The organism is Pantoea vagans, from assembly GCF_004792415.1.
Taxonomy (GTDB): Bacteria; Pseudomonadota; Gammaproteobacteria; order Enterobacterales; family Enterobacteriaceae; genus Pantoea; species Pantoea vagans.
Genome location: NZ_CP038853.1, coordinates 1,336,367 through 1,350,488 on the forward strand (window position 1 = coordinate 1,336,367; position 14,122 = coordinate 1,350,488).

Consider the following 14,122-nt stretch of genomic DNA (forward strand, 5'->3'; position numbering starts at 1 on the left):
ATGAAAACGCTGCTGATTAAAGACCCTGTACTGGGACTGGCTTCCGCTTATATGGCGCAACAACGTCTGGCTGCGGCCGCACCTGCTGCGGGCCTTACTCTGACTGACAACCCTGCCGACGCTGAACTGGCGATCGTGCTGGGCAAAAACGTGCCGGACGATGCGGCGCTGAACGGTAAAGCGGTCTGGCTGGGCGATATCCAGCTGGCAGTCCGCGAGCCGGACACTTTCCTGAACCGGGCGAAAGCCGAAGCCAAAACCTGGCAGGCAACCGCTGCGGTGGCCACACCGGCTGGCGCTGCTGCTGCGGCACCGGCTCAGACTGGCGCGCCGAAACGCGTGGTTGCCGTTACCGCCTGTCCGACCGGCGTGGCGCACACCTTTATGGCTGCCGAGGCGATTCAGGCCGAAGCGACCCGCCGCGGCTGGTGGGTGAAAGTTGAAACCCGCGGTTCCGTGGGAGCCGGTAATGCGATTACCCCGGAAGAGGTGGCTGCTGCCGATCTGGTGATCGTCGCTGCTGATATCGAAGTCGATCTGGCGAAATTTGCCGGTAAGCCGATGTACCGCACCTCAACCGGTCTGGCGCTGAAGAAAACTGCGCAGGAACTGGATAAAGCGGTAGCAGAAGCGAAGCCGTATAAAGCGGCGGCTGCCGGACAGAGCAATACCAGTGAAGAAGAGAAGAAAGGCGGCGCGGGGGCTTATCGTCACCTGCTGACCGGTGTTTCTTACATGCTGCCGATGGTGGTCGCGGGTGGTCTGAGCATCGCCCTGTCGTTCGCTTTTGGTATCACAGCTTTTAAAGAGCAGGGCACACTGGCTGCGGCACTGATGCAAATCGGTGGGGGCAGCGCCTTTGCCCTGATGGTACCGGTGCTGGCGGGCTTTATCGCCTTCTCCATCGCTGACCGTCCGGGCCTGACGCCAGGTCTGATTGGCGGTATGATCGCCACCAGCATCAACGCAGGTTTCTTAGGCGGTATCATCGCAGGCTTTATTGCCGGTTATGCGGCGAAGCTGATCAGCGGCAAAGTTAAGCTGCCGCAGAGTATGGAAGCGCTGAAGCCGATACTGATTATTCCGCTGTTTGCCAGCCTGATTACCGGCCTGCTGATGATCTACGTGGTGGGTAAACCGGTTGCAGGCATCATGAATGGCCTGACGCACTGGCTGGCCAACATGGGTACGGCGAATGCGGTCCTGCTGGGTGCGATTCTGGGCGGCATGATGTGTACCGATATGGGTGGTCCGGTAAACAAAGTGGCTTACGCATTTGGCGTCGGCTTACTGAGCTCGCAGACGTATGCACCGATGGCAGCCATTATGGCCGCCGGTATGGTGCCACCGCTGGCGATGGGTCTGGCTACGCTGGTTGCCCGTCGTAAATTTAACAAAGGTCAGCAGGAAGGTGGTAAAGCGGCACTGGTTCTGGGTCTCTGCTTTATCTCTGAAGGGGCGATTCCGTTCGCTGCCCGTGACCCGATGCGCGTGCTGCCTTGCTGTATCGTCGGCGGCGCGGTTACCGGCGCGATCTCCATGGCGATTGGCGCGAAACTGATGGCACCGCACGGTGGACTGTTTGTCCTGCTGATCCCTGGCGCAATCACCCCGGTTGTCGGCTATCTGATGGCGATTATCATCGGCACCGCGATTGCAGGTCTGAGCTATGCGGTTCTGAAACGTCCGGAAGAGCAGCTGGCGAAAGCCTGATGTGCAGAAGTGCATAATCTGCTGAAGTGAAAATAACAGGGAGCCGGATGGCTCCCTGTTTGCTTTTACAGACGGCTCTCGAAATTAAAGCGATGGGAGCATACGCCTGGAGTAAAGCATCGCGGGCCAGGGATGGCCCGCGTTGAGCCTGCCAGGGATGGCGTTTATTGCGTCTTTACGGAAGGCGTATGCTCCCTGAGCCAGCGTTCGATCTAAACGAAAAGGGAGCCAACTGGCTCCCTTTTTCTATCCCTGCTGCTCGGCTTTCAGCCAGGCAATCTCATCTTTCCAGATATCGGGATTGATGGTCTCCAGAATCAACGGAATGCCATCAAACCGGGGATCTTTCATCAGCCAGCTAAACGCCGTTTTGCCGATATTCCCTTCACCCAGACTGTGATGGCGGTCAACGCGACTGTCAAAGGCGCTTTTGGCATCGTTCAGGTGCATGCCGCGCAGATAGTCAAAGCCGACAATGCGCTCAAACTCAGCAAAGGTCGTTTCGCAGTCCGCTTCGGTGCGCAGGTCATAACCGCCGGCAAACGCATGGCAGGTATCAATGCAGACGCCGACGCGCGACTTATCTTCGACGTGCTCAATAATGGTGGCGAGATGCTCGAAGCGGAAACCCAGGTTACTGCCCTGACCGGCGGTATTCTCAATCACGGCGGTCACGTTCTGCGTCTGATCGAGCGCAATGTTAATCGACTCTGCAATCCGCTTCAGGCACGCTTCTTCTTCAATCTGATGCAGATGGCTGCCGGGATGGAAGTTAAGCAGCGTCAGGCCAAGCTGATCACAACGTTTCAGTTCATCAATAAAAGCCACGCGGGATTTCTCCAGCGCCTCTTCAACCGGATGACCAAGGTTAATCAGAAAACTGTCGTGCGGCAGGATTTGCTGCGGACTGAATTTGTACGTCTCGCAGGCGGCGCGAAAAGCATCAATCACCTCGGTGGAGAGCGGGGCGGCCTTCCACTGACGCTGATTTTTAGTAAAGAGGGCGAAGGCGGTGGCTTCTATTTCATGGGCGCGGATCACGGCCTGATCCACGCCACCTGCCGCACTCACGTGTGCGCCAATATATTTCATGCCTTTCTCCTGGTGGCTATGCACGGTTGAAGCGGCATGATACCCGATGCCGCTAGCCCATGAAATGTTGCACCAGCAGATTGATGGTGCCGCCGCCCGCGATTAACCAGCCAAATACCAGCGCGCCCAGCAGCAGCGGTTTAACGCCGGCCTCACGCAGCGCGCCAAAACGGGTGGTTAAGCCCAGCGCGGCCATCGCCATTGCCAGCAGCAGACCCGCCACCTCATTCAGCATGGCCACCAACGCCGCAGGCAACAGTTGCAGCGAGTTAAACAGCGCAACCGCGATAAACAGCAGGGCGAACCAGGGAAAGGTCACTGCCTGACGTGCCTGACTCGCGTTGCGTTTGCCGCGGATTACCGCACTCAGGCAGAGCAGGAACGGCGCCAGCATCATTACCCGCAGCATTTTGGCAATCACGGCGCTGTTCTCAGCCTCCGGGCTGATGCTATGCCCGGCAGCCACGACCTGCGCCACTTCATGAATGGTTGAGCCAGTGAAAACCCCAAAATGCGCGGCACTCAGCCCCGGAAACAGGTGATGCGCCAGCGGCCACAGCAGCGGATAAATAAAGATCGCCAGCGTGCCAAACAGCACCACGGTCGCGATAGCCACCGCGACTTTTGACGGCGCGGCTTTCACCACCGGCTCGGTCGCCAGCACGGCTGCGGCACCACAGATACTGCTGCCTGCGCCAATCAGCCAGACGGTATCGCGATCCAGCTTCAGCAGCCGGATGCCCAGCAGGCAGGTTATAAAGAAGGTGCTGCTCAGCGTCAGTGCATCAATCAGGATGCCGCTGAAACCGACGTCAGCGATCTGTTGTAAGGTAATGCGAAAGCCAAACAGGATGATCCCCAGTCGCAGCAGCTTCTGTTTAGCCAGCGCCACGCCGCTGTCGCAGCGCGACGCCAGCGGGGTATAAAAGCTATTGCCAACCAGGATGCCCAGCATAATCGCCAGGGTCAGTGAACCCAGCCCTGCTGCTGCAATTGCCGGTTGCTGCGCCAGCCAGCTGGCAGTCCCGGCAATGGCGGCAGTCAGCAGCAGACCAGGGAACCAGAGCGCAACGGGGTAATGCGTTTTAGGGATGCTCAGTTCGGTCATGGTGTCACTCCTCGTGGTTGAGTCATGATCATGAGGGCGACTGGCTTAAAAGTGAAATTGATAATATATTTATAATTGACCAGAATAAACGATAAGGCAGCAATCATGATAGTTTCGCGTCTGCGCCGCTGGGCGACGCTGATCAAAAAAGATGTGTTCGTGCTGTGGTTCGCCTTTCGCGATCCGCGCACGCCCTGGTGGAACAAGCTGGGCATGCTGGGGCTGGTTGCTTATGGGGTCAGCCCGATCGATCTCATCCCGGATGTGATCCCGTTTGTTGGTCTGCTGGATGACGCGGTGATTATTCCCACGGGCGTCATGATTCTGTTGCGTCTGCTGCCGCGTGAGGTGCGCATCAGCAGCAGCGAACGCGCACAGTCCCAGCGTTCGCGCGGCAAAAAGATGGCAGGCTGGCTGGTAGTCATCGGGCTGATCTGGCTGGCGTTAATCATTTACCTTGTCAGGCACTCACTGAGTTAAGAGGCAACGATGCACATTACGCTGCGACAAATCGAAGTGTTCACCGAAGTGCTGAAGAGCGGCTCCACCACTCAGGCGTCGCAACTGCTGGCGCTGTCGCAGTCGGCGGTCAGCGCGGCGCTGGCCGATCTGGAGAGTCAGCTCGGGGTACAGCTGTTTGATCGGGTCGGCAAACGGCTGGTGCTGAATGAGCATGGTCGGCTGCTCTATCCGCGTGCGGTCGGGCTGCTGGAGCAGGCGGGCGAAATTGAGCAGCTGTTTAAAGAGGATAACGGCGCGATCCGTATCTTCGCCAGCAGCACCATTGGTAATTATCTGCTGCCGGGCATGATGGCGGCCTACCGTCGCGATTTTCCCGGTCTGCCGCTGGAACTGAGCGTCGGCAACAGTCAGGATGTGATTCAGGCGGTTTCCGATTTCCGCGTGGATGTCGGCCTGATTGAAGGGCCGTGCCATATGACCGAACTGGTCAGCGAACCCTGGCTGGAAGATGAGCTGGTGGTGTTTGCCGCGCCCGATGCCGCGATTCTGCAACAGCCGGTGACGCTGAAAAGCCTGGCAGAAGCGCCGTGGATCCTGCGTGAACGCGGATCGGGCACCCGGGAAATTGTCGACTATCTGCTGCTGTCTCACCTGCCAAGTTTTCAGCTGGGTATGGAGCTGGGCAACTCCGAAGCGATCAAGCATGCGGTGCGGCACGGCATGGGCATCAGCTGTCTTTCGCGCCGGGTGATTGCCGATTTGCTGGAGGCGGGGACGCTGACAGAACTGACGATTCCGTTGCCGCGTCTGACCCGGACGCTCTATCGCATCCATCATCGGCAGAAGCATATTTCAAAGGCACTGACGCGCTTTTTGTCCTATTGCCGTGAGTGATTGCTAATAATTCTGGCGCGATCATGAACTTAACTTATAACAGCATGGCATCAGCTATACAGAGGCGGTCTGGCTGCTACAATCGCGCCTCATTTTTACCCAGCGTAGCGTTAACACATGCATAATGACTCAAAAACAACACAACAACCTGCATTACGACGTGCGTTAAAAGCCCGTCATCTGACGATGATCGCCATCGGCGGCTCCATCGGTACCGGCCTGTTTGTCGCTTCCGGCGCTACCATTGCTCAGGCTGGCCCCGGCGGGGCACTGCTCTCCTACATGCTGATCGGCCTGATGGTCTACTTCCTGATGACCAGTCTCGGTGAGCTGGCTGCCTTCATGCCCGTATCCGGTTCTTTCGCCACCTACGGCGCAAAATATGTCGAAGAGGGCTTTGGTTTCGCACTCGGCTGGAACTACTGGTACAACTGGGCGGTGACCATCGCGGTTGACCTGGTGGCGTCCCAGCTGGTGATGACCTACTGGTTCCCCGACACGCCAGGCTGGATCTGGAGCGCGCTGTTCCTGGGACTGATATTCCTGCTCAACTACATCTCAGTGAAAGGCTTTGGCGAGGCGGAGTACTGGTTCTCGCTGATTAAAGTGGCCACCGTCATTATCTTTATCATCGTGGGCGTGCTGATGATCACTGGCATCATGCGCGGTGCAGAGCATGCGGGCTGGCAGAACTGGCAGGTGGGCGATGCGCCATTTGCGGGCGGCTTTGCGGCGATGATTGGCGTGGCGATGATTGTGGGATTCTCCTTCCAGGGCACCGAGCTGATCGGTATCGCGGCGGGCGAATCTGAAGACCCGGCAAAAAATATCCCGCGCGCCGTGCGGCAGATTTTCTGGCGTATCCTGCTGTTCTATGTGTTCGCTATCCTGATTATCAGCCTGATTCTGCCGTACACCGATCCGCAATTACTGCACAACGACATTGACGATATCAGCGTCAGCCCGTTCACTCTGGTGTTCCGCAACGCGGGCCTGCTCTCTGCGGCAGCGGTGATGAATGCGGTGATCCTGACGGCGGTGCTGTCTGCCGGTAACTCCGGTATGTATGCCTCAACGCGCATGCTGTACAACCTGGCCTCTGAAGGTAAAGCGCCGCGCATTTTCGCCAAGCTCTCAAAGGGCGGCGTGCCGCGCAATGCCTTATGGGCGACGACCGTCGTGGCGGGGCTGTGCTTCCTGACCTCAAAATTTGGCAATCAGGAAGTTTATCTGTGGCTGCTGAACACCTCAGGCATGACCGGTTTTATCGCCTGGCTGGGTATTGCCATCAGTCACTATCGCTTTCGTCGCGGTTATGTCGCCCAGGGCCGTGATCTGAACGATCTGCCATACCGTTCCGGCTTCTTCCCGCTGGGACCGATTTTTGCCTTCGTGCTCTGCCTGATCATCACGCTGGGTCAGAACTATCAGGCCTTCCTCAACGACAGCATCGACTGGTATGGCGTAGCGGCAACCTATATCGGTCTTCCGCTGTTCCTGATTATCTGGTTTGGTTACAGGCTGACGCGTGGGAGCCGTTTCGTGAAGTACAGCGAGATGGAGTTCCCGGTTCATAAAGAGTAGTTCTGTGCGCTGACTCGTGCGCACGGTGCCTGCCGCAGTTCTGGCAGGCCGCAGGAATCGTGAAGCGATGGGAGCCTGTGCCTGTAGCAAAGCATAGCGGGCCAGGGATGGTCCGCGCTGAGCCCGCCAGGGATGGCGGGTTTTGCGTCTTTGCGAAAGGCGCAGGCTCCCTGAGCCATTCTCCCGTCTGCAACACCGGTTTTTACCCTTTTTTCACGTCTCGCTTATCTTCACGAATTGATAATTATTATCACCTGCACTATTGTGGCTGCGTTTTCTGACGTGATAGCCACACAGGGTTCAAACATGACTACCGAAACTTCGCTGCTGGCGGGGGAAGAGACGCTTCACCACACCATGCAAAATTACCATCAGGTGCTGCGCCGCCGCCTGATCTGGATTGGCGTATTACTGGTGGCCATTGTCGCCTCGCTGATCCTCGACTTCACGCTGGGTCCGGCCGGACTTTCACTTGATACGCTGTGGAATACGCTGCTCAGCCCTGACAGCGTGGATGCCGGCACCCGCGTTATCGTCTGGGACATTCGTTTACCCTATGCGCTGATGGCGCTGGTGGTAGGGCTGTCACTGGGCCTGGCAGGTGCAGAGATGCAGACCATCCTGAACAACCCGCTGGCCAGCCCGTTTACCCTCGGTGTCTCCTCGGCGGCGGCGTTTGGTGCCGCACTGGCGATCATCCTCGGTGTGGGTATCCCCGGCATTCCTGATCAGTGGTTAATCTCTGCCAACGCCTTTGTCTTTGCGCTGTTTGCCGCGCTGATGCTGGATGCCGTGACCCGCTGGACGCAGGTTTCATCGGCGGGCGTAGTCCTGTTCGGTATCGCACTGGTCTTCACCTTTAACGCGCTGGTCTCAATGATGCAGTTCATCGCCAGCGAAGATACCCTGCAGGGTCTGGTGTTCTGGACCATGGGCAGCCTGGCGCGTGCTTCCTGGGAGAAACTGGGCGTATTAACCGTTGCGCTGGCCATTCTGGTGCCGTTCTCGATGATGAGCAGCTGGAAGCTGACGGCGCTGCGTCTGGGTGAAGATCGTGCGGTGAGCTTTGGTATTGATGTACGTCGTCTGCGCCTTACCACCCTGCTGCGCATCAGCATTCTCTCGGCGCTGGCGGTGGCGTTTGTTGGCCCGATCGGCTTCATCGGTCTGGTGGCACCGCATATTGCCCGCATGATGTTTGGTGAAGATCACCGCTTCTATCTGCCCGCCAGTGCGCTGGTCGGCGCGCTGGTGCTGTCGCTGGCGTCGGTCGCCTCGAAAAACCTGCTCCCCGGTGTGATCATCCCGGTCGGCATTGTCACCTCACTGATTGGCGTGCCGTTCTTCCTGAGTATTATTCTGCGTCATCGGGGGACGGTGTGATGGAACAGGGTCTGACGTTACGCGGCTTCAGTGCCGGGTATCCCAAACATAAAGTCATTGAAAATCTCAACGTGGCACCACTGCCACGCGGTGAGATCACCGTGCTGCTCGGGCCGAATGGCTGTGGTAAATCGACGCTGCTGCGCGCGCTGGCCGGGCTGAACAAAGGCCAGGGCGAGATGTGGCTCAACGGTGAAGATCTGATGACCCAGCCGTTTGCCCGTCGCGCAAAGAACGTAGTCTATCTGCCGCAGTCGCTGCCTGCTGGCGTACATCTGCATGTGCTGGAGTCGATCATCGTGGCGCAGCGCGCCTCGGGTGGACTGCACAGCGCCAGCAGCGAAGCGGAAATCATGCATCTGCTGGAACAGCTGGGGATTGCGCATCTCGCGATGCGTTACCTCGACCAGCTCTCCGGCGGTCAGAAGCAGCTGGTCGGGCTGGCACAGTCACTGATCCGTCGCCCTAAGCTACTGCTGCTGGATGAACCGCTGAGCGCGCTGGACCTCAATTACCAGTTCCACGTGATGGATCTGGTCCGCCGCGAAACAGCCCAGCGCAACATCGTGACGGTGGTGGTGGTGCATGACATCAACATCGCGCTGCGTCATGCGCAACACGCACTGATGCTGAAGCAGGGCGCACTGGTAGCGGAAGGGCAGCCGGATAAGGTGATCACGCCGGCTACGCTGGCGAAGGTGTACGGTGTGAATGGCCGTATCGAACACTGCTCGCGCGGCATTCCGCAGGTGATGATCGACGGGCTGACGGGGCCGGCACTGGTCTGAGAATCGGGCAGGCCTGGCCTAGAGCCAGCGTTTGCGGCAGTAGAGCTTGCAGAAAAATTCAGGGCCGCAATTGCGGCCCTGATGATTTACGCCAGCAGATGCTGTGCATGGAAGCGCAGATGATCTTCCACGAAGCTGGCGATAAAGAAGTAGCTATGGTCATAACCCGGCTGAATACGCAGCGTCAGCGGGAAACCGACTTCTCTGGCGATCTCCTCTAACCGCTCCGGCTGCAGCTGATCGGCCAGGAACTGATCGCTGTCACCCTGATCGATCAGGACTGGCAGACGATGCGACACCTCCGCCATCAGCTGGCAGCTGTCATATTCCCGCCATGCTGCCTGGTCATCGCCCAGATAGGCCTGAAACGCTTTCTGGCCCCACGGCACCTGCATCGGGTTCACAATCGGCGCAAACGCAGACGCCGATGCAAAGCGGTTACCCAGACGCAGCGCCAGCATCAGCGCGCCGTGTCCGCCCATGGAGTGACCCATAATCGACTGACGCTCACTGACCTTAAAGTTGTCCGCAATCAGGGCGGGCAGCTCGCTGCTCAGATAGTCGAACATACGGAAATGCGTGGCCCAGGGTTGCTGAGTGGCATTGAGATAAAATCCCGCGCCCTGACCCAGATCGTAGCCCTCATCGTTGGCAACGCCTTCGCCGCGCGGGCTGGTATCCGGCATAATCAGCACCAGACCCAGTTCCGCCGCCACGCGCTGCGCGCCCGCTTTGGTGGTGAAGTTCTCATCGTTGCAGGTCAGCCCGGCCAGAAACCAGACCACCGGCGGCGGCGCATCACCGTGCGGCTCAGGCAGATAGATGCTGAAGGTCATCGGGCAGTTCAGCACGGCCGACTGATGACGCCAGCGCTGCTGCCAGCCGCCAAAAATACGGTGTTCTTCCAGTAGCTCCAGAGTGGATGCCATAACGCCTCCTGATTATTTGTTAAAGTGCACGACCGAGCGAATCGATTTTCCTTCGTGCATCAAATCAAAGGCGTCGTTGATCTCTTCCAGCGGCATGGTGTGGGTGATGAAGTCGTTCAGGGCAAACTTACCATCAAGGTAATCCTGCACAATGCCCGGCAGCTGTGAACGGCCTTTCACGCCACCAAAGGCGGAACCGCGCCAGACGCGACCGGTCACCAGCTGGAACGGACGGGTAGAGATCTCTTCACCGGCACCGGCGACGCCGATAATCACAGACTCGCCCCAGCCTTTGTGGCAGCACTCCAGCGCAGAGCGCATTACGTTGACGTTACCGATACATTCAAACGAGAAATCCACGCCGCCGTCGGTCAGCTCGACAATCACATCCTGAATCGGCTTATCGTAATCTTTCGGGTTAATCAGATCGGTGGCACCCAGTTTGCGCGCCAGATCGAATTTGCTGGTGTTTAGATCGATTGCGATGATGCGGCCGGCTTTCGCCATTTTCGCGCCGATGACCGCAGACAGACCGATGCCGCCGAGACCGAAGATTGCGACAGTGTCGCCTTCTTTCACTTTGGCGGTGTTCATTACCGCACCCATGCCGGTGGTGACGCCACAGCCCAGCAGGCAAACTTCTTCCAGCGGCGCTTCTTTACTGATTTTCGCCAGTGAGATCTCCGGGATCACGGTGTATTCAGAGAAGGTCGACGTGCCCATATAGTGGAAAATCGGTTTGCCATCTTTGAAGAAGCGGGTGGTGCCGTCCGGCATCAGACCTTTACCCTGGGTGGCGCGGATCGCCTGACAGAGGTTGGTTTTGCCCGACAGACAATATTTACATTTGCCACACTCTGGCGTGTAAAGCGGAATGACATGGTCACCCACTTCTACGCTGGTCACGCCTTCGCCCACGGCTTCCACAATGCCGCCGCCTTCATGGCCGAGAATCGCCGGGAAAACGCCTTCCGGGTCGGTGCCGGAGAGGGTATAGGCATCTGTGTGACAGACACCGGTCGCGACGATGCGCACCAGCACTTCGCCTTTCTGCGGTGGCATCAAATCCACTTCTTCGATTTTCAGCGGTTCACCAGCGGCCCAGGCAACAGCGGCACGGGTTTTGATCATGTTCATGCAATCCCTCTTCCAGTCAGATTGTGACGCGCGATGGCGTCGTGTGGTTATGGTTTAAACATAGCGTGAAACGCTTATTCCGCCGCCTGTAATGGGTGGATCAGCTCATCGTTGAGCGGACGATCGTCAAACTGTTCAATAATCAGGTATTTCAGCGCTTCAACGTTCGGGGTAAAGGCGTCGCGTCGCCACATCAGCCAGGTGGCGGTGTCGCGATAAGCCGCAGGTAAGGTATGCGCCTGTACCCGCGATCGGTCTGCCATCTGCTTCAGCACCGAAGCCGGGATCATCGCAACGCCTGCGCCGCCCGCCACGCAGGCCAGCATGGCGTGATAGGACTGAATCTCCATCACGTTGTCGGGCGCGGTATGGCTGTCGCGATACCAGCTCTCCAGCTTCACCCGGTAAGAGCAGCTGTTGCGGAAGGCAAACAGGGTATCGTCCTGCACATCGCGCGCCGTGGTAATAGGCGCGTGATCCAGCCCGGTGATCAGCACCATCTCCTCGCGAAATGCGATGCAGCCATTCAGATCGTCATGGGAAACCGGCCCATCCACCAGCGCGGCGGCCAGGGTGCCTTCGCGGACCCGGTCAATAATTTCGCCCGAGGTGCCGGTAATCAACGATAGTGCGACTTTAGGAAAGCGCTGGTGATAGGCGGCGAGCAGACCAGGCAGGCGGGTCGCTGCGGTGCTCTCCATGGAGCCCAGCGCAAAGTTGCCTGCCGGTTCGCCGGTGCGGGTCATGCTCATCGCTTCTTCGCTTAATGCCAGAATACGCTGCGCATAATTCAGGAAATTATGGCCCATTGGTGACAGGCGAATGCGCTGCTTCTCACGAATAAAGAGATCCACACCTAATTCTTCTTCCAGCTGGCGCAGCCGCGTGGTGAGATTAGAGGGAACGCGATGCAGCTGTTCGGCTGCGCGCGCCAGGGAACCCGTTTCGGCGACGGAACAGAACATACGCAGCTGAACTAAATCCATATCTTCTCTTCCCGTAAACAAGTTGGTTAATATTATTCACTTTCCGTGAGTTTAATCATCCTGCATGCTGTTAGCAAGTCAGAAGAGATCTCAGGGCAGAACAACAGGAGTTCAGCAATGGCGTTACGCGTCGCGCTCAGCGCGTTTTTAACCTTATTTGTAGCGATGGGCATTGGGCGATTCGCCTTTACGCCGCAGGTGCCGCTGATGATTCAGGCGCACCAGCTGACGCTCACGAGTGCCAGCCTGGTCGCGGCGCTCAACTATCTTGGCTATCTGTGTGGCTCGTTTGATGCCATGCGCGCGCACCGGCGTGTCGAGCTGCGTTTGCAGGCGGGCGTGTGGGGCGCAGTGATCCTGACGCTGCTCTCTGCACTGGCGACCGGACCGTGGCTGCACGGTGCGATTCGCTTTCTGATTGGCTGGGCCAGTGGCTGTGCGATGGTGCTGGTGGCGGCCTGGAGTAACGAACAGTTGCATCGGCATGGCCGGGCAGGGCTGTCGGCGGCCGTCTTTGCCGGGCCGGGCTGCGGCATTTTTGTCAGCGGTCTGCTGGGAGTGGCGCTGCACACATGGCAGGTCTCCGCCGGTCTGGCCTGGGCCGCTTACGGTGCGCTGGCACTGCTGCTGATTGCGCTGATTACGCGTAACCTGCCGCGTCGGGGCGAACTGCATCGCCCGGATCAGGCACCGGAGCCGCTGGTGCTGGATCGCAACCTGAAACGTCTGGTGCTGAGTTACAGTCTGGCGGGCTTTGGTTATATCCTGCCCGCCACCTTTTTGTCGCAGATGGCCGCTACGCGTTTTCCTGACGGTATCTTCGCGCAGTTTGTCTGGCCGGTATTTGGCGGCGCGGCGATGATTGGCATCGTGCTGGGGATCCTGACACGGCGCTGGGGGCACAGTCACGTCCGTCTGGCGATAGTACTCTGGGCACAGGCACTGGGCGTTTTTGCTGCGGCACTGCTGCCAGGCTTTAGTGGTCTGCTGGCCGGGGCGCTGCTGGTGGGCGGCGGCTTCCTCAGCGTGGTGCAGCTCTCGCTGCTCTGCGCCCGTGAACTGGCGCCCAACCATCTGCGATACATGGCTGGCCTGCTGACCACCGGCTACGCGGTGGGTCAGCTGGTCGGTCCGCTGCTCTCTTTTCTCTCTACTGCCCTGTTACACCGGCTGGAGCCTGCCCTGTGGGTGGCCGGGGCCAGCCTTGTCTGGGCGGGCCTGCTGGTCTGGCGAAGAAGTGAGTGAAAAGCTTTCATCACCAATCTGATTGATTGCTGGATTCCCCGCAAAGAAAGTTTCACAATACGCGCCTGATTACAGGGCCCGCAGGCAAAAGCTTGCGGGCGCAACACCAGCCGGAGAAGAGTAGATGAGCACCCTAAGTCAGGAAGCTGCCCTGGTTCACGAAGCGCTGCTGGCGCGTGGACTGGAAACGCCGTTACGTGCACCGACGCGCGACATAGATAAAGAGACGCGTAAGAGCCTGATTGCCGGGCACATGACGGAAATCATGCAGCTGCTGAATCTGGATCTTGAAGATGACAGCCTGATGGAAACGCCGCATCGCATCGCCAAAATGTATGTGGATGAGGTTTTTTCCGGTCTCGATTACGCCAACTTCCCGAAAATCACCGTCATTGAGAATAAAATGAAGGTTGATGAGATGGTGACCGTGCGTGATATCACCCTGACCAGCACCTGTGAACACCACTTTGTGATCATCGATGGCAAAGCCACGGTCGCCTATATTCCCAAGGAAAAGGTGATTGGCCTGTCGAAAATCAACCGCATCGTGCAGTTCTTCGCCCAGCGCCCGCAGGTGCAGGAGCGTCTGACGCAGCAGGTGCTGGTTGCCCTGCAGACGCTGCTGGGCACCAATAATGTGGCGGTCTCGATTGATGCAGTGCATTACTGTGTGAAAGCGCGTGGCGTAAAAGATGCCACCAGCGCCACTACCACGACATCTCTGGGCGGCCTGTTCAAGTCCAGTCAGAATACCCGCCAGGAATTTTTGCGCGCGGTACGCCATAGTTGAGTTAACGGCGG

13 protein-coding genes are annotated in these 14,122 nt (G+C 58.2%); 8 read left to right on the top strand and 5 right to left on the bottom strand.

Features of this window, described 5'->3' with window-relative positions:
• Nucleotides 1–1,713, top strand: a complete 1,713-nt coding sequence (gene fruA, locus EGO56_RS06290; RefSeq protein WP_135908029.1) for a PTS fructose transporter subunit IIBC — start codon at nucleotides 1–3, stop codon at nucleotides 1,711–1,713.
• A gap of 246 nt (nucleotides 1,714–1,959) precedes the next feature.
• Here the strand turns inward: fruA and nfo are convergent, their stop codons facing one another.
• Both nfo and EGO56_RS06305 read right to left on the bottom strand, forming a co-directional pair.
• The gene (gene nfo, locus EGO56_RS06300) at nucleotides 1,960–2,805 is read right to left on the bottom strand and encodes a deoxyribonuclease IV (protein ID WP_135908031.1); all 846 of its coding nucleotides are present in this window, start codon (nucleotides 2,803–2,805) and stop codon (nucleotides 1,960–1,962) included.
• 52 nt (nucleotides 2,806–2,857) lie between these two features.
• On the bottom strand, nucleotides 2,858–3,913 hold the full coding sequence (locus EGO56_RS06305) for a YeiH family putative sulfate export transporter (RefSeq protein ID WP_135908033.1): 1,056 nt from the start codon (nucleotides 3,911–3,913) through the stop codon (nucleotides 2,858–2,860).
• 105 nt (nucleotides 3,914–4,018) lie between these two features.
• Here EGO56_RS06305 and EGO56_RS06310 point away from each other — a divergent pair, with 105 nt between their 5' ends.
• The 5 genes from EGO56_RS06310 to EGO56_RS06330 all read left to right on the top strand — a co-directional run bounded on the left by EGO56_RS06310 (nucleotide 4,019) and on the right by EGO56_RS06330 (nucleotide 9,024).
• Nucleotides 4,019–4,393 carry a YkvA family protein gene (locus tag EGO56_RS06310; RefSeq protein ID WP_135908035.1) on the top strand — a complete coding sequence of 125 codons (375 nt, stop codon included), beginning with the start codon at nucleotides 4,019–4,021 and terminating at the stop codon, nucleotides 4,391–4,393.
• 9 nt (nucleotides 4,394–4,402) lie between these two features.
• Entirely contained in the window at nucleotides 4,403–5,269 is an 867-nt protein-coding gene (gene yieE / locus EGO56_RS06315; protein ID WP_135908037.1) for a DNA-binding transcriptional regulator YeiE, read from the top strand.
• Between the two features lie 117 nt (nucleotides 5,270–5,386).
• A complete protein-coding gene (locus EGO56_RS06320) occupies nucleotides 5,387–6,853 on the top strand; it encodes an amino acid permease (RefSeq protein WP_135908039.1) in 1,467 nt (488 codons plus the stop codon).
• 306 nt (nucleotides 6,854–7,159) lie between these two features.
• Nucleotides 7,160–8,236 (top strand): FecCD family ABC transporter permease, encoded by a 1,077-nt coding sequence (locus tag EGO56_RS06325; RefSeq protein WP_003854131.1) that lies wholly within the window; start codon nucleotides 7,160–7,162, stop codon nucleotides 8,234–8,236.
• Nucleotides 8,236–9,024 carry an ABC transporter ATP-binding protein gene (locus tag EGO56_RS06330; protein ID WP_033783692.1) on the top strand — a complete coding sequence of 263 codons (789 nt, stop codon included), beginning with the start codon at nucleotides 8,236–8,238 and terminating at the stop codon, nucleotides 9,022–9,024. Before EGO56_RS06325 ends, EGO56_RS06330 begins: the two co-directional genes overlap by 1 nt.
• Nucleotides 9,025–9,110: 86 nt before the next feature.
• Here the strand turns inward: EGO56_RS06330 and fghA are convergent, their stop codons facing one another.
• The 3 genes from fghA to ptrR form a co-directional block, all read right to left on the bottom strand.
• Nucleotides 9,111–9,953: an S-formylglutathione hydrolase gene (fghA, locus tag EGO56_RS06335; protein ID WP_013358515.1), complete on the bottom strand. Its 843-nt coding sequence runs from the start codon at nucleotides 9,951–9,953 to the stop codon at nucleotides 9,111–9,113.
• A gap of 12 nt (nucleotides 9,954–9,965) precedes the next feature.
• Nucleotides 9,966–11,090, bottom strand: coding sequence for an S-(hydroxymethyl)glutathione dehydrogenase/class III alcohol dehydrogenase (locus tag EGO56_RS06340; RefSeq protein WP_003854127.1), 1,125 nt, complete (start codon nucleotides 11,088–11,090; stop codon nucleotides 9,966–9,968).
• A 74-nt stretch (nucleotides 11,091–11,164) separates the two neighbouring features.
• The gene (gene ptrR, locus EGO56_RS06345; protein ID WP_135908041.1) at nucleotides 11,165–12,076 is read right to left on the bottom strand and encodes a putrescine utilization regulator PtrR; all 912 of its coding nucleotides are present in this window, start codon (nucleotides 12,074–12,076) and stop codon (nucleotides 11,165–11,167) included.
• Nucleotides 12,077–12,193: 117 nt separating this feature from the next.
• On the opposite strand from ptrR, the gene EGO56_RS06350 reads away from it, so the two are divergent.
• Together EGO56_RS06350 and folE are read left to right on the top strand one after the other, a co-directional pair.
• Nucleotides 12,194–13,321 (top strand): YbfB/YjiJ family MFS transporter, encoded by a 1,128-nt coding sequence (locus EGO56_RS06350; protein WP_135908043.1) that lies wholly within the window; start codon nucleotides 12,194–12,196, stop codon nucleotides 13,319–13,321.
• A 124-nt stretch (nucleotides 13,322–13,445) separates the two neighbouring features.
• Nucleotides 13,446–14,111, top strand: coding sequence for a GTP cyclohydrolase I FolE (gene folE, locus EGO56_RS06355; protein ID WP_013358511.1), 666 nt, complete (start codon nucleotides 13,446–13,448; stop codon nucleotides 14,109–14,111).
• Nucleotides 14,112–14,122: the final 11 nt, after the last annotated feature.